At 38.7% G+C, this 23368-nt stretch carries 12 protein-coding genes; 8 read left to right on the forward strand and 4 right to left on the reverse strand.

Annotated elements, in window-relative coordinates; genetic code table 11:
* The first annotated feature begins 76 nt into the window (after positions 1–76).
* The 5 genes from ACJVDK_RS05870 to ACJVDK_RS05890 all read left to right on the forward strand — a co-directional run bounded on the left by ACJVDK_RS05870 (position 77) and on the right by ACJVDK_RS05890 (position 11273).
* The gene (locus ACJVDK_RS05870; protein WP_443939350.1) at positions 77–4456 is read left to right on the forward strand and encodes a CusA/CzcA family heavy metal efflux RND transporter; all 4380 of its coding nucleotides are present in this window, start codon (positions 77–79) and stop codon (positions 4454–4456) included.
* 10 nt (positions 4457–4466) lie between these two features.
* Positions 4467–5717: an efflux RND transporter periplasmic adaptor subunit gene (locus ACJVDK_RS05875; protein ID WP_443939351.1), complete on the forward strand. Its 1251-nt coding sequence runs from the start codon at positions 4467–4469 to the stop codon at positions 5715–5717.
* Positions 5718–5797: 80 nt separating this feature from the next.
* On the forward strand, positions 5798–7759 hold the full coding sequence (locus ACJVDK_RS05880) for an LTA synthase family protein (protein ID WP_443939352.1): 1962 nt from the start codon (positions 5798–5800) through the stop codon (positions 7757–7759).
* Between the two features lie 52 nt (positions 7760–7811).
* Positions 7812–9842: a heavy metal translocating P-type ATPase gene (locus ACJVDK_RS05885; RefSeq protein ID WP_443939353.1), complete on the forward strand. Its 2031-nt coding sequence runs from the start codon at positions 7812–7814 to the stop codon at positions 9840–9842.
* 186 nt (positions 9843–10028) lie between these two features.
* On the forward strand, positions 10029–11273 hold the full coding sequence (locus tag ACJVDK_RS05890; RefSeq protein ID WP_443939354.1) for a PQQ-dependent sugar dehydrogenase: 1245 nt from the start codon (positions 10029–10031) through the stop codon (positions 11271–11273).
* A 65-nt stretch (positions 11274–11338) separates the two neighbouring features.
* On the opposite strand, the gene ACJVDK_RS05895 is transcribed toward ACJVDK_RS05890, so the two are convergent.
* The 4 genes from ACJVDK_RS05895 to ACJVDK_RS05910 all read right to left on the reverse strand — a co-directional run bounded on the left by ACJVDK_RS05895 (position 11339) and on the right by ACJVDK_RS05910 (position 16678).
* Positions 11339–13747, reverse strand: a complete 2409-nt coding sequence (locus ACJVDK_RS05895) for a glycoside hydrolase family 2 TIM barrel-domain containing protein (RefSeq protein WP_443939355.1) — start codon at positions 13745–13747, stop codon at positions 11339–11341.
* Positions 13748–13862: 115 nt separating this feature from the next.
* The gene (locus ACJVDK_RS05900; RefSeq protein WP_443939356.1) at positions 13863–15281 is read right to left on the reverse strand and encodes a glycoside hydrolase family 28 protein; all 1419 of its coding nucleotides are present in this window, start codon (positions 15279–15281) and stop codon (positions 13863–13865) included.
* A gap of 276 nt (positions 15282–15557) precedes the next feature.
* Positions 15558–16364: a hypothetical protein gene (locus tag ACJVDK_RS05905; protein ID WP_443939357.1), complete on the reverse strand. Its 807-nt coding sequence runs from the start codon at positions 16362–16364 to the stop codon at positions 15558–15560.
* Between the two features lie 116 nt (positions 16365–16480).
* On the reverse strand, positions 16481–16678 hold the full coding sequence (locus tag ACJVDK_RS05910; protein ID WP_443939358.1) for a KOW motif-containing protein: 198 nt from the start codon (positions 16676–16678) through the stop codon (positions 16481–16483).
* A gap of 343 nt (positions 16679–17021) precedes the next feature.
* Here ACJVDK_RS05910 and ACJVDK_RS05915 point away from each other — a divergent pair, with 343 nt between their 5' ends.
* The 3 genes from ACJVDK_RS05915 to ACJVDK_RS05925 are packed head-to-tail and all read left to right on the forward strand — an operon-like array spanning position 17022 to position 23361.
* A complete protein-coding gene (locus tag ACJVDK_RS05915) occupies positions 17022–20267 on the forward strand; it encodes a SusC/RagA family TonB-linked outer membrane protein (RefSeq protein ID WP_443939359.1) in 3246 nt (1081 codons plus the stop codon).
* Between the two features lie 28 nt (positions 20268–20295).
* Positions 20296–22296: a RagB/SusD family nutrient uptake outer membrane protein gene (locus tag ACJVDK_RS05920; protein WP_443939360.1), complete on the forward strand. Its 2001-nt coding sequence runs from the start codon at positions 20296–20298 to the stop codon at positions 22294–22296.
* Between the two features lie 60 nt (positions 22297–22356).
* A complete protein-coding gene (locus ACJVDK_RS05925) occupies positions 22357–23361 on the forward strand; it encodes a family 43 glycosylhydrolase (protein ID WP_443939361.1) in 1005 nt (334 codons plus the stop codon).
* The last annotated feature ends 7 nt before the right edge of the window (positions 23362–23368 follow it).

A 23368-nucleotide genomic window follows, 5' to 3' on the forward strand; every position in this document is an offset into this window, starting at 1 on the left:
TTGTAGAATCTATTCCTCAGTATGAGTAATTGATTGCGCAATTTCTATTCTTTTATTTTCACTTAATTTTATTTCAATGCTGAAAAAAATCATTCAGTTCTCCATACAAAATAAACTTGTAATTGGACTTTTTACACTTGCTTTAATTGCCTGGGGAGTTTACTCTCTGAGGCAGCTACCAATAGATGCAGTGCCCGACATTACCAATAATCAGGTCCAAGTAATTACGCTAAGCCCTTCTTTGGCCAGTCAAGAAGTAGAGCGTTTAATTTCTTTCCCTGTTGAACAAACCATGTCTACTATCCCTGAAACAGAACAAATTCGTTCCATTTCGCGTTTCGGTTTATCGGTTGTTACCATTGTTTTTCATGATGATGTAGACATTTATTGGGCACGTCAACAGGTAAACGAAAAATTAGCCGAAGCAAAAAACAATATACCCAATGGCTTAGGGAACCCTGAAATTTCTCCTATATCAACTGGTCTAGGCGAAATTTATCAATATGTGGTGGCTGCCAAACCTGGTTTTGAAAAAAAATATACTGCTCGTGAATTGCGTAGTATTCAAGATTGGATTGTACGTAGACAACTTTTGGGTACACCCGGTATAGCCGAAGTAAACAGTTTTGGTGGTTTACTAAAACAATATGAAATAGCGTTAGAACCTGACAAACTAAGAAGTTTTGGTTTAAGTATTAGCGATGTTTTTTCTGCTTTAGAACGTAATAATCAAAATACCGGTGGTGCGTATATCGACAAAAAACCAACTGCTTATTTTATTCGAAGCGAAGGCTTAGTGGGTAATTTAGAAGATATTAATAAAATTGTTGTAAAAAATAATAGCAACGGTTTACCGATTTTAATTCGCGATATAGCCACTGTTCAGTTAGGTAATTCCATTCGCTATGGAGCGCTTACCCGCACAACCAAAAGCTCTAATGAAGAGGCTGTTGGAGGCATTGTAATGATGTTAAAAGGTGCCAATGCCAACAATGTAGTAAAACAGGTAAAATCCAAAATGGATAGAATTAGCAAAACCTTACCTGAAGGTGTGGTTATTGAACCTTTTTTGGACCGAAGTGCGCTCGTTGACAGAGCGATAGGCACGGTGGCAAAAAACCTAATAGAAGGTGCCTTAATTGTGATTTTTGTATTAGTACTCTTCTTAGGAAATTTACGCGCAGGACTAGTGGTTGCTTCTGTAATTCCCTTGGCCATGCTTTTTGCTATATCCATGATGAATCTCTTTGGTGTTTCAGGAAACCTGATGAGTTTAGGTGCAATTGACTTTGGTTTGATTGTAGATGGAGCCGTAATTATTGTAGAAGCAACGATGCACCATTTAACTAAGCTCAACAGAACAAAAGCCTTAACCCAATCTGAAATGGACAGCGAAGTATATATTTCGGCTGCCAAAATTAGAAACAGTGCCGCATTTGGTGAAATCATCATTCTTATTGTGTATTTACCAATTTTAGCGTTGGTTGGTATTGAAGGAAAAATGTTTGGACCGATGGCACAAACGGTATCCTTTGCCATTTTAGGGGCCTTTATATTGTCTTTAACCTATGTCCCTATGGTTTCTGCCTTGTTATTGAGCAAGAAAGTATCGCACAAAAAGAACATTTCGGACAGAATGATGGATTTTTTCCAGCGTAAATATTATCCGATTATCAGCGCTGCATTAAAAAGAAAAATGCTAGTGGTGATTACATCAATTGTATTTTTAGCTGTCAGTATATTTCTGTTTTCGCGCATGGGCGGCGAATTTATCCCGAACTTAGAAGAAGGGGATTTTACGGTTGAAACACGCTTATTGACAGGTAGTTCCTTATCACAAACCATTGACAAGGTGAATCAGGCTTCTGCCATTTTAATTAAAGAATTTCCGGAAGTAAAAGAAGTTGTTGGAAAAATTGGAGCAGCCGAAATACCAACGGATCCTATGCCTATGGAAGCCTGCGATTTAACCATTTTATTAAAAGATAAAAAAGATTGGGTAAGCGCTAAGGGTCGCGAAGAATTGGCCGAAAAAATGAGCGAGGCGCTAAAAGCTATTCCAGGCGTTAGTTTTGGTTTTTCGCAACCCATCCAGTTACGTTCAAATGAATTAATATCCGGAGTACGTCAAGACATTGGTATTAAAATTTTTGGTGACGATTTAGGCGAATTAACAGACCTTTCAAAGAAAATTGGAGTCATTGTATCACAAGTACAAGGTGCTAAAGATATTTATCTTGAACAAGCCGAGGGATTGCCCCAAATTGTGGTTAAAATTAACCGCGACCGTATTGCGCAATATGGATTATCTATTGAAACAGTTAATCAAGCTCTAACCGCTTCATTTGCCGGACAATCGGCTGGTTTGGTTTATGAGGGTGAACAACGATACGATATGGTAGTTCGTCTGAGTCAAGAAAACCGCCAAGGCATTGATGATGTGCGTAATATTTATGTAAGTGCAGCTAATGGAGATCAATATCCTTTGAATCAACTTGCTGATATTGAATTTGAAATTGGACCTAACCAAATCCAACGCGAGGATACCAAGCGTAGAATTATCGTTGGATTAAATGTTCGTGAACGAGATATTGCCAGTGTGGTGGAAGAAATTCAGACAAAAATAAATCAGCAAATTAAGTTACCTACGGGATATTATATCACCTATGGTGGTCAGTTCGAGAACTTACAAGAAGCGACCAAGCGCCTTTCTGTGGCCGTTCCGGTAGCATTGTTATTGATTTTATTGTTGTTGTATTTCTCTTTTGGTTCTGTAAAACACTCATTATTGATTTTTACGGCCATTCCAATGGCGGCAATTGGTGGAATATTTGCACTACTGGTACGCGGTATGCCTTTTAGTATATCGGCAGGAATTGGTTTTGTTGCACTTTTTGGTGTAGCCGTACTTAATGGTATTGTGTTAATTACCGAATTTAACCGAATAAAAGCTTTGGGGAAATATACCATTAATGAAATTGTACTTAAAGGAACAGAATTAAGGTTAAGACCAGTTTTAATGACGGCCACTGTAGCCTCACTAGGCTTTTTACCAATGGCCATTTCTACCGCCGCAGGTGCCGAAGTTCAAAAACCTTTAGCAACAGTAGTTATTGGTGGATTAATTACCTCAACAATATTAACTTTAATCGTTCTACCTGTGTTATACACTTATTTTGAAAGTTGGAAATCGAAGAAAACAAAGGTTCCAACAAGCGTTGTGGCCATATTTATCTCGGGATTATGCTTTTTTGGCCCATCATCGGCAAAGGCGCAAAGCGTTCAGCAAAACTTAAGCATGCAGCAAGCAATTAACATTGCCAATCAAAACAATAAAGCAATTGTCGCTTCTGATTTACAAATTAATCAGCAAAAAATGCTGCGAGGAAGTTCAACCGATATAGGAAAAACAAATTTCGATTTCCAATACGGACAAATGAACAGCTTGCAAAACGATAACAGCTTTGCCGTTTCACAGAGCATTCCCTTTCCAGGATTATTTTCCAATCAGAAGAAAGTGTATGATGCTAAAATTAAAGGAGCGGAACTTAACAAAACAGCTACGCTAAATGAGCTAACGTATCAGGTTAGAACGGCGTATATGCATTTGGCGTATTACATGGCCCTTAACGATTTGTATAAAACACAAGATACAGTTTACAGCAATTTCCTTAAAGCAGCGAAATTGCGTTATGAAACGGGGGAAACCAATTTGCTTGAAAGTGCTACTGCAGAAACTCAATACAACGAAATCATTAACGATATACGGCAAAATGAATCTGATATGATTGGGGCAAAAGCCGAATTGCAAAGGTTGTTAAATACACAAGACGATATTGTTTTTGGGAAGGATCAGTTTAAGCAAGAACTATTGGACAGTATTTTGACCAATAACAACATTCAAGCAAATCCTTTACTTGCATTACAAAAACAGCAAATTACGATTGCAGAGAAATCAATTGGACTAGAGAAATCGCGCAAAGGACCCGATTTTAACATCGGTTATTTTAATCAATCAATTAATGGCTTTCAAAATGTTAATGGAGCCGAACAGTATTATAATTCTAGTAAACGCTTTCAAGTGGTACAGGCGGGTATTTCATTACCCCTCTTTTTTAAACCTTACTCATCGAAAATAAAAGCTGCTAAAATAGAAAAGCAAGTGGCCGAAAGCCAATACGATTTGTATGAAACCAATCTTAACGGGAAATACAAACAAGCGTATCAAGAACTACAGAAAAACGCAAAGAGTATCGATTATTATAAAAAAAGCGCATTACCAAATGCTAATTTAATTCTTAATCAAGCGCAAATAGCTTTTCAAAATGGTGAAATAGATTATGTAGAATATCTACAGGCTTTACGCACGTTCTCTGAGATTCGTTTGAATTATTTACAGGCGATCAATCAATTTAACCAATCAGTTTATACGCTCCAATACCTAATCGGTTTATAAAAGAAAGAAAATGAAAAATACATCAAAAAATATAATCAAAGCAGGTTCAGCATTATTTTTAGCTGCACTTTTAACAGCTTGTGGCGGAAACAAAAAAGAAACAGAAGCGGCTGTAGAAACAGAAGTGCACGACGAAAATGAAAACGCTGTAGAAATAACCGCCGAACAATATCAAAATATTAAATTGGAATTGGCGCTACCCGAAAAGAAAGCTTTAAGTGGTCTTTTAAAAGTAAACGGTTTTGTAGATGTTCCCCCTCAGAATTTAGTAAGCATTACGAGTCAAATGGGCGGTATAATAAGCTCAACTTCTCTTTTACAAGGAAGTAGCGTTCAAAAAGGCCAAGTGATTGCTGTTTTAGAAAATCAAGATTTTGTTCAATTGCAGCAAGATTATCTCGAAAGTAAAAGTCAGTTAGAACTTAGCTCAGCTGAATACCAGCGTCAGCAAACCTTAGCCAGTCAGAATGTAAATTCACAAAAGAAACTTCAACAATCGAAATCTCAATTTCAAATTGATAAGGTTAGAGAAAATGCATTGAAACAACGTCTTCGGTTAATCAACATCAATGCAGCGAGTTTAACGGCAGAATCCATCAGAAGCCGTGTAAATATTTATTCACCTATTACGGGTTATGTTACCAAAGTGAATGTCAATACCGGCGAGTTCGTAAATCCGAACGATTCTATGTTTGAAATTGTTGATAATTCGAACTTACACATCGAGTTGAAAGTTTTTGAAAAAGACGCAGAAAAAGTGCGTGCTGGGCAAGTGGTTCGTTTTAACTTAACCAACGACGACAAAGAGCAAAAAGCAGTGGTACAATTGGTTGGAAAAGAAATTGCAACAGATAAAACGGTAACGGTGCATGCCATTGCCTCGGGAAGCAAAAAATTCATTCCTGGCACTTATTTAAAAGCATATATTGAAACTGGCACCAATGAAGTAAACGCCTTACCAAATAGTGCGGTTATTAATTTTGAAGGAAAAAACTACGTATTCATTGAAAAAGCGGCAGAACACATGGCGAAAGATGAAGGCGAACATGGTCATGATGAAAAAAAATCAGAAAAAGAAAAAGAGGCGGAAGGCCAAACTTTTCACTTTAAAATGATCGAAGTGACTACAGGCACCAGTGATGGTGGCTACATCCAAGTTGATTTTCCAAAAAACATCGACACTACGAGAAAAATCGTAACTAAAGGCGCATACGACCTCCTATCAAAATTAAAGAACAGCGAAGAACACGCTGGGCATTAAATCCTCCCTCCTTTTATTTCATTGTATAACCTAAGTAATTGCATTTTATGTAATTACTTAGGTTATCTAAACATTTAAAAATGATTAGAAGCTTATTTAAAAGCCGCTACGCGGCTTTATATGCCTATGCCTTATTTTTTGTATTCGCCTCACTCATGCTGAGGCTTAGTTTTCTTTGTTTATCCTTTTCGGAAACAGATTTAACAATAAAGGGCTTGGCTATTTTATTAGCTAAAGGATTTATTTTTGATTGTGAAGTAGCGATTTATTTAACTTCCATATATTCAGTTTATTTGCTGCTAGTTCCTCAAAAATTTAATCATACAACTGTAAATAAGGTTATCAATTATGTCGTTATTTTCATACTGATACTAGTTGCCATTTTTGCTTTTTTTGCCGAGATAACCTTTTGGAATGAGTTTAAAAGCAGATTTAATTTCATCGCTGTCGATTACTTAATTTACACGTATGAAGTTGTCAACAACATCAATCAATCCTATCCACTTTACTATTTAATTCCATCCATCATTTTCATCAGTATTGGAATTCAATACCTCCTTGTAAAAACGAATACATTTAAAAATGTGTTCGTTTCAAATACACGGTTTAAATTCAGATGTGTTCAAATATTAATAACCATTTGCCTATTGCTGTTCGATATGGCAGTATTAAAAAATGTCTGGGCCGAGAAAACAGAAAATCGTTACCAAAATGAACTTTCAAAGGCAGGAATTTATTCCTTTTTCTCAGCTTTTAAAAGTAATGAACTCAACTACAATAAGTTTTACTACCTAATTGATAAAAAGGAAGCTTTTAAAATAGTAAAAGACATTCTTAAAGATTCTAATTCGACATACATTGGTCCAAATCAGTCTATTCGACGAAAAATTAAATCAACAAACAATCAAGAAGAACTAAGGCCAAACGTTATGATGGTGGTAATAGAGAGTTTCAGTGCTTCATTTATGCAGGAATTTGGGAGCAATAGAAATTTAACACCTGTTTTAGACACATTAGTAAGTAAGAGTATTCTATTTAGCAACATGTATGCAACGGGTACTCGAACTGTTCGCGGAATGGAAGCTCTTTCGCTCGCCCTGCCTCCTACTCCAGGTAACAGCATCGTCAAAAGAGAAAAAAATGCTGGATTAAGTACTATTGGAAGTATTTTCAGATCCAAAGAATATAACAGTACGTTCTTTTATGGCGGGGATGGGTACTTCGATAATATGAATCAATTTTTTGGAAGTAATGGATTTGACATCGTAGATAGAGGCCGAAAAATAACAATTGGTGATTCCTATAAAACAAATCGAAAAACTATCCCCGATAGCATTGTTACTTTTGAAAATGCTTGGGGTGTTTGCGATGAAAATTTGTACACCGCGGTAATCCGTGATGCTGATGAAAAATTTAGTAAAAAGCAACCGTTCTACAACTTTATCATGACCACCTCCAATCATCGTCCTTTTACCTATCCAAGCAACAAAATAGATATTGCTTCTGGAACAAGTAGAGAAGGAGCAGTAAAATACACAGATTATGCTATTGGCCAATTTCTTAAAGAGGCGCGAAAAAAGGCTTGGTTTTCAAATACCGTTTTCATATTTATAGCTGACCATTGCGATAGCAGTGCAGGGAAAAACGAAATCGATGTTTCAAAATACCATATCCCTGCCATGATTTATAATCTGCCTAATCAATCCCCTTTTCAAATTGATAAAATCTGTTCGCAAATAGATCTTTATCCAACCTTGTTTTCGCTATTAAATTGGTCGTACCAAAGTAATAACTATGGAAAAAATGTTTTAAATAAAGACTATTCTCCACGGACACTAATATCAACCTATCAAAAATTGGGTTATATGAAAAATGATAGTTTGATCCTATTAAGCCCACAACAAAAAGTAGAATCGATGCTTTATAAGCGAAGTACAAATCAGCAAATTAAAAGCCAAGCATCACAAAACTTAATAAAAGAAGCCTTATCGCATTACCAAACAGCCTTTGATCTATATAGTACAGGTGGTCTAAAGGAATAATTAGGTTTAAAATAATAATACCTGTAAATTAGTTAACATCTAAATACTTACAATGGAAACACAAGATAAACACTCCAACGAAGGCAAAGCCCCACATGTTCATAAAGAAGGCGAGGCTCCTCACAATCATGGTGAAGAAGGCCACAGTCATGGTGGCATCTTTGGTAAAAACACAGAGCTAATATTTTCACTAATATGTGGAGCAACATTAGGTATTGGCGTTCTTATAAATAAATTAAGCCTAGCAGATGCGCAAGTAAGTCTAGTTTTATACATGATATCCTTTTTCTTTGGTGGATATTTTACGGCTAAAGAAGCCATTCAGACAGTTTTGAAAGGTGGTTTTGAAATAGATTTTTTAATGCTGGTTGCTGCGATCGGGGCTGCAATTTTAGGCTCATGGATGGAGGGAGCTTTATTGTTATTCCTCTTTAGTTTAGGACATGCATTGGAGCATTATGCCATGAACAAAGCCCGTAAATCAATTGAAGCCTTAGCCAATCTTGCCCCTCCTACTGCCTTAGTTTTTAAAGGAGGTAAAGAAATGGAAATAGGGATTGAAAATTTAGTTTTGGGAGATATTATCCTGGTAAAACCCAATAGTAAAATCCCGGCCGATGGTGTAGTGGTTAAAGGAGAAGGAAGCATCAATCAAGCTCCTATAACCGGAGAAAGTGTTCCGGTAGATAAAACCCCTGTACCTAACCCAGAACAAGATTATAGCAAGGCAAAAAATATTCCAGCTCAACACAGCGTTTTTGCTGGCACTATAAATGGGGCTTCAGCACTGGAAATTAAAGTAATCAAAGAGGCAAAAGATTCAACGATTTCACGTTTAATTAAAATGGTTAATGAGGCTGAGAAACAAAAATCGCCAACACAGCTATTTACCGATAAATTTGAAAGATACTTTGTGCCCATTGTTTTAGTTTTGGTTACACTTCTTTGTTTCTCCTTTCTAGTAATTGATGAAACATTTAAACAAAGCTTTTATAGAGCGATGGCCGTTTTAGTGTCGGCTAGTCCTTGCGCATTGGCAATTTCTACTCCAAGTGCGGTTTTGAGTGGAGTAGCCCGTGCTGCCCGTGCAGGTGTGCTTATTAAAGGAGGACGTCCATTAGAAGATTTAGGTTCGTTAAATGCCATTGCTTTTGACAAAACCGGAACCCTAACTGAAGGAAAACCAAAGCTAACTAATGTTATTCCGTTAAACGGCATTGCTGAAAAGGATTTACTTTTAATAGCCATTGCTGTTGAAAAACTAAGCGATCATCCTTTAGCACAAGCTATTGTGGTAGGTGGATTATCTAAACTTGGAGAGGTTAAGATACCTGAAGCCCTTAATGTAAAAGGCATTATTGGTCGCGGTGTACAGGCCGAAGTGGAAAACAAAAAAATTCTAATCGGAAACAAAGCCTTATTTGAAAGTGATGTAATCGACAGCGAAATACTGGCTCAAGTGGGAGCACTTGAAAGCGATGGACATACTTCGATGTTGGTTAAGCAGGATGGAACTTTTATCGGAATACTATCGTTGATGGATATCCCAAGAGATGAAGCCCAATCTACGTTAAAAAGTCTATCCGAATTAGGTATTAAAAAGATGATTATGCTAACAGGCGATAATCAAAAAGTAGCCGAATCGGTAGCTAGACAAATTGGCATTACCGATGCAATGGGTAACCTGATGCCAGAAGACAAAGTAAAAGCAGTAGAAGCGTTAGACCGATCGGAAAAAATGGTTGCCATGGTGGGCGATGGCGTGAACGATGCACCGGCCATGGCTAAAAGTACCGTAGGTATTGCAATGGGTGCTGCTGGTTCGGATGTTGCCTTAGAAACCGCCGATATTGCCTTAATGGGTGATAGACTAGAAAGCTTACCTTTTGCCATTGGACTTAGTAGAAAAGCCAAGGGAATCATTAAGCAAAATTTATGGGTAAGCTTAGGGGTTGTAGCGGCATTAATACCGCTTACCATTTTGGATATTACCAGCATTGGTTTAGCTGTTACAGCACACGAAGGTTCTACGCTTTTAGTGGTGGCCAATGCACTACGGTTGCTAGCTTACAAAAAGAAATAAAAAAGCACACCAACGGCCGCTAAATAGTGGCCGTTGGTGTTTTAATGAAGAATTATATCAAGTTTAACATACCTGGCAGCTAAGGCCTCTTCTTCTCCCCTTATTTATTGAGATTTTTTGGTTTAGTTTTTGATTCTTTTCTTGCGTCCACAATAAATGCCGCTCGTACTTATTTTCTAAGAAATTATGCATACAAGAATCATTTGCTGCACATGGGTACTCGGAATACTGCTGTTTGCATCCTGTTCAAAAAATAACGGAACTGAAGAACCTACAACTCCAACCGAAAATCCCAGTACGGGTAATCCGGTTGAAACCGGTAGCGCCAACGCCAATTATAAGCCTGCTTTTGCGGGTCAAACGCGTATTGGGAGTGTAAAAACTACTACGAGTATCCAAGCTACCCTCTTAACAAGTGCATTGGTTAATCCTTGGGGAATAGCACAGTTACCTGACGGACGCTTCTTAATAACTGAAAAATCTGGCACCATGCGTATCGTAAGTAATACGGGTACAGTGGGTGCTACAATAACGGGGTTTCCTACTGTTAATAGTGCGGGGCAAGGTGGCTTATTAGACCTTTGCATAGACCCCAATTTCACGACAAATCGCATGGTTTATTGGACATATGTCAGAAGCGTAACAGGAGGAACGGTTGTTACGGTTGCTAAAGGCCGGTTATCGACTGCTGAAAATACCATCGAATCTCCCTTGGTTTTATATACTTCTACAACGCCCGGAACTGCAACGAGTAATTTCGGATCGCGCATCATGTTTGATGGAACAGGCAATTTATTGGTGAGCTTTGGAGACCGTACTGCCAATGTAATCCGCCAAGAATCGCAAGCATTAAACAGCAGCATTGGTAAAATCATTCGTATCAACACCAATGGAGCAGCAGCTAGCGGAAATCCCAGTTTTTCAGGAACAGGGGCTTTACCTGAACTGTATACCATTGGTCATCGCAATCCGCAAGGAATGGCCGTTCATCCGGTAACAGGCGAAATATGGCAAACCGAACATGGTCCGCGAGGCGGCGATGAATTGAATCGTCTAAAACCGGGCGCAAATTATGGTTGGCCCATTATTTCATATGGGATTGAATACAGCGGCGAAGCCGTTGGCAGTGCCATTCAACAACAAAATGGAATGGAACAGCCGTTCTATTATTGGGATCCCGTTGTATCGCCAAGTGGTATAACCTTCTACGCAGGTTCACGCATCGCCGAATGGCAAAATAATTTGTTTTTGTGTTCCCTTACGCAAACCCATATTATCCGTTTAGTTTTAAATAACGATTATCGCGTTATTGGAGAAGAAAGATTATTTGCCAATGAACAACAACGATTTAGAGACATTATTCAAGGCCAAGACAATGCACTTTATACTATTACCGACAGTGGAAGATTGTATAAAATTGACCGAAATTAACCCTTCATGGCCTGCTATCTACTCCATTTTAAATACTTTGACCGTAAACGTTTTTAAAAATCAAATTATTGGGTTATTAGTTTTTTGCTTGATGTTTTTAAACCATTGGCCTTCACTGATACGTTAACGGTTCCTGCTGTTTGCTTTGAACGTAAAATTGCCATGGCAAAACCTTTAAACATTTGTTTTTTATTCCCTAAAAAAACCTCGTTGCTTAGATGATTTCCATTGTCGACCGCAATAATTTGAGCAGTTCCTGAAACATCAAAAACCACTTCACCATCAAAATCAGGAACCTGACGACCTTTACTATCTACCGCATACACTTTTACATATTGGAGATCCATTCCATCAGCTTTCCATTTGTTATTTTCAGGCACCAGTTTTAGGGCTACAGCTTTACCGGTTGTTTCCACAACATATCGTGCAACTTCCTTTCCATCTTTATCTTTTGCTACCGCCTGAATGTTTCCCGCAGCATACGTTACATCTTTCCATAATTGAATGTTTCGCTTGGCTATTTCTTGGCTATTCTCTTGTACGCCGAGCAATTTCCCGTTAACCCATAATTCTACTTGATAGGCATTTGAATAGGTAAACACATTGTATTTTTTTCCAGCTACTCGATTCCAATGAGATGAAATTGATCTGCCACCCACACTAATATCATTCCATTCTAACTTTTCATCTACACTATCTTGTACCGCAATGTGAACCAATGGTTTATCTTCAAAAGCAGACTGAATAAGATAAGCTTGCGGAAGTGGCTCTAAGGCATGCGTAAAATAGGAAAAATTCCAGCCTTTTTTTGGCCATCCGTTTGATTCACCCCAATATTCAATTGCACCCCAATAAGCTAATCCAACCATTTTATCACGATTCATTCCAAAAAAGGGCGACAATAATTCGTTGGTAGTAGCCTCACTCTGATAAATATTCATATCAGGCGCATGTTTCAGGTAATCGGCATAATTGAACCAACGGTAATTAAAGCTGGATACATCGGTCACCGTTGCCAATTCGGGTGGTACAATATTGGTATTAAATCCTGGATCGCTTTTGCCAATACCACCAGCACGAGCAGGAAACATTGCAACAGTTGTTTTACGTGTTGGATCGTATCGTTTAACCAAAACGTCCATCAGCCGATAAGTAGTCACTCCAAAATCGCCAGTTGGATACCCCGATAAATCTTCACGCATTTGCAATTCATTTCCCAAACTCCACAGAATGACAGAGGGATGATTTCGGTCGCGTTTAATCCATTCAGGAAGATTTTTATACCAGGTATTGGTCCAAGGTTCGCGGCCTACCCAATAATCTTTGTTGCTCCATTTATCGTACAATTCATCCACAATTAAAATCCCTTTCTCATCTGCCAAACGCAAAAAAGCCTCTGAGTACGGGTTGTGCGATGTACGGATGTGATTGTATCCAAATGATTTAAGCAAATCCATTTGTCGGGCGATAGCCGTTTCAAAAGCCGCCGTACCTACTGCACCTAAATCGCTGTGATTGGCAATCCCTTTTAAAAATACCTTTTTGCCATTTAATTTAAATCCAAATTCCTTTGAAAACTCGATGGTTCGTACGCCAAATTTCTCGGTTACGCGATCAATTTCTTTCCCATTTTGATACAAAGAAACCACTGCAGAATAAAGGGCGGGGTTTTCGCAAGACCACACTTGAGGGGCAGCAATACGTACTTCGGGCAGCGGAACTTCGTCGGTTTGCCTTTTTGAAACTGCGGGTGTATTATTTTTTGTTTCAGCTACCAATTTTCCGTCTGGCGCATAAATTTTGGTCACAATTTGAACAGAAGCACGCTTGCGGCGATTACCTTCAACCTCTACTTGAACCTTCACACTTGCACGATCTGATGTTATTTCCGGTGTGGTGATAAACACACCATGACGTGCTATAGAAACGCTATCCGTTACCAAAACATGAACATCTCTGAAAAGGCCTCCGCCTGTGTACCAACGCGAGCCGCCGGTAGTTCCCGTTGTTGAGTATACCGTAACAACATTTTCGGCATCCCATTTTAGCAAGGAAGTTATATCCGACTCAAAACCCAGATAGCCGTAATCGGTACCCCCAATTTTCTTTCCATTCAACCACACATCGCCATACACCATAATTCCTTCAAAATCAAGTTTCACTATCCGTCCTTTCCAGCCCGGATCTGCTTTAAACGTTTTGCGATACCAACCCTCACCCATGGCTTTAAAACCCCGGCTGGCACTGGCAGATTGATCCCAGGGTTGGTTGATTTGAAAATCATGCGGCAAATCCAATTTTTGCCATCCCGAATCGTTGTATGAAACATTTTGTGCACCGGTTACGCTTCCGGCTTTGAATTTCCAATCAAAATTGAACAATTTATTGACGCGTGGCGAAGGATTCGTTTGTTGCGCAATACTTGGTTTTGCATAAAAAGCACATGCTATTGCTAAAAAGATATATTTTTTCATTTCCGCTTTGGATAATTTTTAGGAGATACAGCCTTTTTAAGAATGCTTTTACGCTTCTTCAGAAGGAAAAATGCGCTATAAAAAAAGGACAAAGAACATCGTTAATTTACTCGTTTTATGGTTTTAATACTGAATTGGGCAAAGAAGCTTCTTTATCGTTAATGATTACCTTTTGAAGCTGCATATCTTTTACATTATCGATGTCAAAAGATTTTTTTACACCCTTGATATTCCAATTAACTAATTTTAAGTTTTGTACAGGCGATTCTTTATAGGCACGCACAAATACAGCACAATCGCCACCCTGCTCAGCCGTTACATTTTCTATCCAGATGTTACGCACCTTTGGTATAAAATTACCAGGTTTTTCATAAAACATTGTGCAGTGTAAGGCAGCCTCTTTAAAAGTACCAATCTCGATATCTTTCATAAAAATATTTTCGATGGTTCCTCCTCGTGATGAACTGGTTTTGATACGCATAACCATGTTTAAATCAGGACTGCTTAATTGGCAATTTTGAGCATAAATGTTTTTGGCTCCTCCGGCAATTTCACTACCAATCGTAATTCCGCCGTGTCCATCCTTCATCATGCAATTTTCGATGATATGGTTTTCTGCTGGGCGACCAAACTTACGACCATCTTCATCACGTCCAGATTTAATCGCAATGCAATCATCTCCGGTATCAAAAGAGCAGTTCTTAATCCATACATTTTTACAAGCATCCGGATCGCAGCCATCTGTATTGGGTCCTTTTGCATTCACACGCACTCCGTCAATGGTTACATTATCACACATAACCGGGCTCATGAACCACATAGGCGAATTAATCATCTTCACACCTGAAATTAAGACATTTTTACATTGATAAGGTGCTAATAAGTTTGGACGTAGATAATGTCCATCACCAAAAACACGTTTACGCGGATCTACTTGATTATGCATTAAAACATGCAAGGTATCGCGGGCTTTAAATTGATTTGGATCGCCTTTTTTCCAACCGAATTCGGTACGTCCTTTCCAAGGCCACCAATGTGTGGCATCGGCATTTCCATCTAAAACACCTGTTCCCGTTAGGGCTATATTTTCTTCCTTATAGGCATAAATTTGAGGTGAATAATTCATGCAGTCCATCCCTTCCCAACGTGTTAACACAATTGGATAATCTTTTGTATCACGGCTAAAAATAATAGTTGCTCCTTCTTCTACATGGAAGTTCACATTACTTTTCAGGTAAATTGGCCCACTAAAATATTTTCCTGCAGGAACCACCACCCTTCCGCCGCCGGCTTTGTTGCATGCCTCTATCGCCTTTTTAAACGCTGTAGTATTGTTGGTTGTGCCATCGCCTTTGGCTCCATATTTTGTGACGATAAAATCTTGATTTTTAAATGTGGGCGCCTGAATCAATTTCCGCACGGCGTCCATTTCTTTCAAGGGCTGTTCTACCGAAGTCCATGCGCGTGGCGTTTGTGCAAAAACAGCGGATGTAAATAAACTGAAATACAAAAAAGGGAGGATAATCTTTTTCACAACAATGAATATGGTTTTATTATTTGGTTATAGTTTTACTAGAGAAAAATCAATTATAGGGAATAATTTTCAATAAAACGGTTCTATTTTTAACCTTATTACAAGTTTTTAGTAAAAATTTTACAATAGGCATCAAAATTTGCGCGCTCACAAAAACTATAAATGCTTCTATCGGGCGCACTAAAATGTTTTAGAAATGGTTATTTAAAAAAAATACCGCTAAGGTTTTCACTTTAGCGGCATTGGTTAATATTAAACTAGAAAAAATGTTTTCATTTATTTTGGAAAAAGGAAAATCACCACTGCCCTCCATCCAAAATCGGCTTTTGTAGCCTTTGGCGATGCCACATTAAAACGAGGACCAATAGCAAATTGGGTCTTTTGTTTTCCTAAACTTGCAACGGCAGAAATAGTTGGATTTATCCACAATGTTGTTGTGTTGGCAGTCCAATTCTGAGTCAATTCCATGTTACCTCCAATTCCCGCACCCGATTTCCAGTTATAATTAAAAAAAGGTTGTAGAAACATTTGGTTTACATCGGGCTTACTATTATCTCCCGAAACACCCCATATTTGATTTGCAAGAGCTCCAATTGTGATTCCATTTACTTGTTTTAAGGCAATAACGGTTGGTCCTATTCCAAATTGATCTGAACCTAAGAGATTGTTTGTAGCAGTTGGCACCAAAAAGGCGGGACCTGCGCCCCAAGTAAATCCGTTTTTACCATTTGATGGGGAGAAAAATGCAGAAACTACAGCATCGCTTAACCCGCTTTGTTTTTCAGCTACGCCTGTTATGTTGTACTGCGAAACAATCGGAAGCACCATTCTGGTTATTAAATTTAAGTTTTTGCTAATTTTCAAAGGTAAGACAGGTTGAAAATTCACCGTAGTTCTAGAACCATTTAAATTACCAATACCGTAATCGGAATTAATTTGAAATGGAACTGAAACTAAAGAAGAAATGGGGTTGGCTAACTTTTTAGCTAATTCTGCCGCATCATCTTGTGCCATTAAGGGTTGATAAAAAAATAACAATACAAGCACAATGAGCGCTTTTAGTGAAAAAAATATATTTTTCATAAGAATAGAATGATTTTTACTTTCGAAAATAATAACTTGAAAAACAAATTCATCCTTTCAAAAACAGAAGTCTGTAGCACATTCTAAACTGCACCATTTTACGCGTTTTATCCATTTTATTTACCTACTTCAACGGAAACGTTCCGCCCCAAAGTTTTAAAGCGTTCTAAATTTTCTTGCACGACTGTGATGGTTATATGACCCGTTTTACTGGTATTAATATCACGTACGATGCCCGATTTTCCTTTGTGTGTACCTTTTATGACCTTGCAAAAATCTCCGTCTTGCAGCTCATCTGCTTCTTTAAATTTCATAATTGTTTTTTGTTAAAATATTCGGTTAAAAAATTATCCACCACTTTACATGCAAATTTCGAAAATTCATATTTTCTTTCTTACAGGATGGAGCAGGACGGACTTGTCAAGCCAAACAGGTAATATCGTATTAACAATTAACCAAATATTTTTCCAAGAGCAAGTATCTTCAGTTGAGGTACTGTTTTAAAATGAATTATCATGTCAAAATCGTTAAAATCGGTTCAACAAGAATCATCTTTAGTGCTTGAATATTCCTCATCCTTTCCCTAACATCTATCAGTCCATTTAAAAATTAACAGCAAATAAACTAACCAAGTATTTATTACTCAAATTTAGAACTATGAATTGGAACTCAGAACAGCTGCGAGGACGAAAATCCAACCCAGCGAAAAAATTTCTGATTATGGGAATTTCAGCTTTATCGTTATTACTGATAACTGAATCATCCAATGCTTATGGATTTACGAAGGACGTTTTAAAGAACGCCTCAACAAATCGGTTAAAAACAAAAAAATTCGACACCGTTATCAAAGGTATTGTTACGGATGAAAAGGGAGAACCACTCGTTGGCGTAATTGTACGATTAAAGAGCGGAACTGCCACCGCTACATCCGATGCTAATGGTGCGTATAGCATTACCATTCCGGACGGACAAGCGAACCCTATATTGGTTTTCTCGTATGTTGGTTACACCACGCAAGGAGTAGCCGTAAATGGAAGAACCACTGTAAATGTAAAGCTAGTTGATGCTACCAGCGACTTGGATGAAGTGGTGGTAGTGGGTTATAACACGGTTAAGAAAAGAGATTTAACCGGCTCAGTTTCAAGCGTTGGTGCGGAAGAAATTCGATCACGACCTGTTCAAAATGCTTTGCAAGCCGTTCAAGGTAAGGCTGCCGGGGTCGACATCACCTCTAATGAACGTCCGGGACAAGTTGGTTCCATTTTAATTCGTGGAGTTCGCTCCATTAACGCTAGTAATGCACCCTTATATGTAGTCGACGGAATTCCATTATCCTCAGGCGGCATTGAAGCCATTAATCCCAACGATATTGAAAACATTGACATCTTAAAAGATGCATCGGCGACTGCCATTTACGGTTCAAGAGGTGCCAATGGGGTTGTTTTGGTTACCACCAAAAAAGGAAAAGCAGGTGCGTTAACGTTAGATTATGTAGGTACTGCAACCATTGAAAATATTGTAGACAGAACAGAAATGATGAATGCTGCTCAATACATCGAGTTTCGTCGTGATGCATACCGCCGTGTGGGTTATTTAAATCCCGCTGCTACAGCAGCCTCTACCTATCCAACCATACCAACCTTGGCAGACGATAGAAGAATATTTTCTGGCGACCCATATGTTTTAGACAACATCAACAAAGGCTGGGCAAATGGATCCTACGACGGTTCATTGGTTCCTACAACCGATTGGGTAGATATGGTAAAACAAACCGGTGTAACACAAGATCATATATTGAGTGCCAGTGGAGGTACCGATAAAATGAAAGCCTATGGATCTTTTGGCTATTTAAGACAATTGGGTACGCAATTAGGGCAAGATTATAACCGCTACAGCTCTAAAATAAGTGTAGATATGAATCCGGTAAAATGGTTCCGGATGGGGTTAAACATTACCGCAACCTACGGCTTACAAAATTATGGCTTCTCAACCGGGAATGCCACAGGGCCAACCAGTTTATACGGTGCTACACAGGGCATGTTACCGGTAGCAGTACCGTTTGATGTAAACGGAAACCGCATTAATTTGCCCGGAGGTGATGTAAATATTCAAAATCCAATTGGCGAAGACCAATATAACGTTAATTTAAATAAAGTAATGCGTGCACTGGGTTCATTCTATGCTGAAGTTACTTTAATGGAAGGACTAAAATACCGTGTAAACTTTGGTCCCGATTTCTATAACTCATACAATGGAAGATATCAGGATGCGAATTCTATTAATAGAGGAGCTGGCCAGGCAGGATCAACCAATTATGCCCAGTTAAATCAATCAAACCGTTTCTCATGGACCTTGGATAACTTAGTGTATTATGATAAGACGATCAAAAAACACAATTTTGGGGTAACTTTATTACAAAGTTCATCCTACTTCAAACAAGAGACCTCTTCCATGACAGGAACTAAAATTCCGTTAGCCAATCCGCTTTGGTACGGATTAAGTGGCTCAAACATCCCCAGTTTAGATGCATTTAGTACCGGTTTAAGCAAAAACACATTGGTTTCGTACATGGCACGGGTAAATTACACCTTTAACAATAGATACTTACTAACTGCCTCCGCTCGTTGGGATGGTGCATCTCAACTTGCAGAAGGAAATAAGTGGGACTTCTTCCCTTCTGCCGCATTAGCATGGCGCATGGAGCAAGAAGATTTTATGAAAAACGTAAAGTGGGTAGACCAATTAAAGCTGCGCTTAGGTGTGGGTAGTGTGGGTAACTCGGCCATTTCGTACGGAACCACTTTAGGATTGTTACAGCCATTAACCTATACTTTTGGAAACTCGGTACAAACAGGATATGTTTCTTCTGATGCTTCTTTAGCCAACCCACCCACCCTTCCAAATAAAGCCTTGGGATGGGAACATACGCTTCAATACAATTTAGGTATCGATTTCGACCTCCTGAAGGGAAGAATTAGCGGAACCATCGATTTATATAAATCAACAACGAGCGATTTACTTTTAGAAAAACCCATTTCTTCGATCAACGGCTATACCACTTCATTTGATAATATAGGCGAAACAAAAAACCGAGGGATTGATGTAACCTTAAACACTGTAAACCTACGAAATAAGGATTTCAGTTGGTCTACAACACTAGCCTTCTCTACCAGTAAAGATGAAATTTCCAAGTTAGACAACGGTAATGTAACTGCCAGTAATTTATTCATTGGCCAACGCGTTCGTGTTGCCTATGATTACCAAAAAGACGGTATTTGGCAAAACACGCCAGAAGATTTAGCCGAAATGGCCAAATTTAATGCCAATATTCCATCAGCAGCAGCACAATTTAAACCAGGTAGCATTAAGGTTCGTGATTTAAATGGCGATTATAAAATAGATGCTAATAACGACAGAGCCATTATTGGTTCATATACCCCTAGTTGGACAGGCGGTATGACCAATACCTTCACCTATAAAAACTTCGATTTATCCATCTTTATTATTGCGCGGTATAATTTCCTAATTGCAACCGGAGCAGAATCGCTACAAGGCCGCTATGCTCAGCGCGTTTTGGATTATTGGACACCTACCAATCCTACGAATAATTATCCAGCACCCAATTACGGGAGTGCTGCAGGCGATACCTACAGAAGTTCAATGAACTACCAAGATGGGTCTTTTGTTAAAATTAGAAACATCTCATTAGGCTATAACTTACCGCTTAATTTCGTTAAAAAGTTAACCCTTTCAAAAGTAAGAGTATATGCCCAAGCTTTAAATCCTGGCTTAATTTACTCGAATGTGGGCTGGATAGATCCAGATGCCTCTTTTGTATCGAACAACAGTGCAAGTTCAACTTTCAATAGAGGTTTTGTATTTGGACTTAATATTGGGCTATAATCATTAAAGCTATTTAAAGAAATTGATCATGAAAAAGATTATAAATGTATTATCCGTTGCAGTTTTACTAGGTGGATCAATCATGCTACCTACTTCCTGCAAAAAAAGCTTCTTAGACGAAGAAGTTGTGAATGCCAAAACCACCGCCGACTTTAAAACAACCGATGGACTGGATGGATTGGTAATTGGAATGTATCAAAGTTTAAAATTCCACTTTAACTACACATGGGCTTATACCACTACCAACTACGGAGTAGACGAATTTACCGTAGGCGGCGATAGAACCGAGCAAATGTGGAACTCATACGATGCTAATTTAAACTCCTTTAGTGGCGATGCAGCCAGCGTATGGGATAACATGTTTGAGAACATCAACTCAGCCAACATTGTAATCCAAAATGTACCCCTATATTATACAGGTTCGGCCAAAAACACCCGCTTAGGTGAAGGCTATTTTATGCGTGCTTTTGATTATTTTAAACTGGTAAAGCAATTTGGTGGCGTACCAATGAAATTAACACCTTCAGAAACCATTCAGGAAGAATTTACCCGTAGTTCTGCAAAAGAAATTTATCAGCAAGTAATTACCGATTTTACCGAAGCATACAATTTGTTACCACCTACAGTGACTGAAAACGGTCGCATTACGAAAGGCGCTGCCGCACATTTTCTTGCCAAAGCCTACCTTTTCCGTGCCAGTGAATTAAACGATAGCTGGAATTCAGACACCAAAACAGCCGATTTACAAAATGCCATTAAATATGCTGATTTAGTGATCAATAGCGGAAATTATGTACTCGCAAACAACTTTAGCGATTTATGGAATTTTACCACCCCAGATGGTCCTAATGAAACCAACAAAGAAATAATTCTTGCTGCACAGTTCTCTAATAATACAGCAACACAAGGCCGTTATGGCAATCAAATCCATTTGTATTACCCATCAATCTACCAAACTTTACCTGGTATGGTGCGTGATATCCCTGGTGATCGTGAGTTTCAACGTTGTAGATCTACGGATTACGCATTAGATGTTTTTGACCGTGTAAACGACTCGCGTTTCTGGAAAAGCTTTAAAACCCGATACATCTGCAACAACCCAAATGGGGCACCTAAATGGACAGTAGGCAATGCTCCAACTCCAGCGCAAGCCGGCCAGGTTAAATTTGTTGCCGGAGAAGAAGCAGTATTATACATCGTAAACAATGCTGGCGATACACGTTACACAGCTGCTAATTTAACCTCTGCAACGACATTGCCTACCGACATTGGTCGCAGAAAGCCCAACATGCTTGTTCGTTATTTTGTTGGCCAACCGCAAAGTTATTTAGGTGGACATGGAAACTACGGTGTAAGTCAGTTTGTAGCTCTATCTAAATTTATGGACGGATCTAGAAACTCGGTAGCCTCACAATTTGGACAACGCGACGGAATTCTTGCTCGTTTAGCAGAAACATATTTAATTGCTGCCGAAGCCTATGGTCGATTAGGTCAATACGCACAAGCTATTCCGTATTTAAATAAAGTGAGAGACCGCGCGGCATACAAGGACGGTGAAGATCGCTCAGCCTACGTTGACGGTGGAGTTGCTTATAAAACTAACCCCGTGGTTGCTGCAAATGCATTAATTTCTTACTCCGATAAAAACACGTATTTTGAATCGAACAACATCCCTACTACCACCGTAAATACGTTAAGCAGTATGCATTTAAACAGTGAAACAGACATCTTTAACTCAACCAAAGATTTTTATACAACTTTAAGCTCAACTTCTCAAGCTGACAAATTTTTAACCTTTATTTTAAACGAGCGTTCGAGAGAATTAATGGGTGAATTAATGCGTTGGGAAGATCTAGCACGAACAAAAACCCTTGTTTCGCGTACCGCAAAATTTAGCGATGAAGCCAGACCTATTGAAAGCAAACACTATTTAAGACCCATTCCTCAATCTTTCTTAGATGTAATTAAATCAAATGGAGCACCGCTTAGTGCTGATCAAAAAACAGCCATGCAAAACCCTGGCTGGTAAAATTTACACGACATTCAATCATCCGATGTTTTATATCCATCGGATGATTATTTTAACACCATGAAATTTATTTTACTTCTCTTCCTTTCGTTATCTACTACCCTAAGCTTTGCACAAAGCTCCAAAAAAGAATTACGGGTTCCAAAACCCCTTTACCGCGACCCCATTTTCGACGGGGCAGCCGACCCTGTGGTCATTTGGAACAAAAAAGAAAAAAAATGGTTCATGTACTACACCAATCGTAGAGCCAATGAAAAAGATTTAGATGGTGTAAGTTGGGTACACGGAACCAGAATCGGTATTGCAGAATCAAAAGATGGAATCCAATGGAAATACCGTGATACCTGCGATATTCAATACCGCTTGCCTGATTATACCCATTGGGCACCTGATGTAATTGAAAACGAAGGCTTATACCACATGTTTTTAACCTACGTACCAGGCATTTTTACCGATTGGCGTCACCCCCGCTACATCATCCACCTCACCAGTAAAAACATGGTTAACTGGAAATTTGAAGCCAAATTACCACTGGCTTCTGACCGATGTATCGATGCCAGTGTTTTTAAGCTACCAAACAATGAAGGCTGGCGCATGTATTACAACAACGAGATGGCCGGAAAATCTATTTTCTATGCCGATAGCAAAGATTTATATACCTGGAAAGATAGTGGAAAACGTATTGTTGGCGATAAGGGTTGCGAAGGTCCAAAAGTATTTGCCTGGAAAGATAAATATTGGATGATTGTCGATAATTGGAAAGGCCTTGGCGTTTATGCATCTACCGATTTACTAAATTGGAAACGTCAAGAAAAGAACATCCTGCAAGAACCGGGTACAGGTGCCGATGACGGTGTTATCGGTGGACATTGCGATGTAATTATCAATAAAGATAGAGCCTTCGTGATATATTTTACACACCCGGGAAAAACGCCTGAAAACAAAGGCATTGACAATTATACCACCCGAAGAAGCTCCATTCAAATGGCCGAACTAACATATCAAAACGGAGAAATAACCTGTAACCGAGATCAAGAACTAAACTTAAATCCCCTTAAAAACTAAACACACC

Source organism: Pedobacter paludisoli (genome assembly GCF_052344095.1).
In the GTDB taxonomy this organism is placed as follows: Bacteria; Bacteroidota; Bacteroidia; order Sphingobacteriales; family Sphingobacteriaceae; genus Pedobacter.

Excerpts from the sequence above, each read along its gene's own strand:
- ACJVDK_RS05895 (WP_443939355.1), bottom strand. The coding sequence starts at position 13,747 with ATGAAAAAATATATCTTTTTAGCAATAGCATGTGCTTTTTATGCAAAA.
- ACJVDK_RS05925 (WP_443939361.1), top strand. The coding sequence starts at position 22,357 with ATGAAATTTATTTTACTTCTCTTCCTTTCGTTATCTACTACCCTAAGC.
- ACJVDK_RS05875 (WP_443939351.1), top strand. The coding sequence starts at position 4,467 with ATGAAAAATACATCAAAAAATATAATCAAAGCAGGTTCAGCATTATTT.
- ACJVDK_RS05915 (WP_443939359.1), top strand. The coding sequence starts at position 17,022 with ATGAATTGGAACTCAGAACAGCTGCGAGGACGAAAATCCAACCCAGCG.
- ACJVDK_RS05890 (WP_443939354.1), top strand. The coding sequence starts at position 10,029 with ATGCATACAAGAATCATTTGCTGCACATGGGTACTCGGAATACTGCTG.
- ACJVDK_RS05920 (WP_443939360.1), top strand. The coding sequence starts at position 20,296 with ATGAAAAAGATTATAAATGTATTATCCGTTGCAGTTTTACTAGGTGGA.
- ACJVDK_RS05880 (WP_443939352.1), top strand. The coding sequence starts at position 5,798 with ATGATTAGAAGCTTATTTAAAAGCCGCTACGCGGCTTTATATGCCTAT.
- ACJVDK_RS05905 (WP_443939357.1), bottom strand. The coding sequence starts at position 16,364 with ATGAAAAATATATTTTTTTCACTAAAAGCGCTCATTGTGCTTGTATTG.
- ACJVDK_RS05885 (WP_443939353.1), top strand. The coding sequence starts at position 7,812 with ATGGAAACACAAGATAAACACTCCAACGAAGGCAAAGCCCCACATGTT.
- ACJVDK_RS05870 (WP_443939350.1), top strand. The coding sequence starts at position 77 with ATGCTGAAAAAAATCATTCAGTTCTCCATACAAAATAAACTTGTAATT.
- ACJVDK_RS05910 (WP_443939358.1), bottom strand. The coding sequence starts at position 16,678 with ATGAAATTTAAAGAAGCAGATGAGCTGCAAGACGGAGATTTTTGCAAG.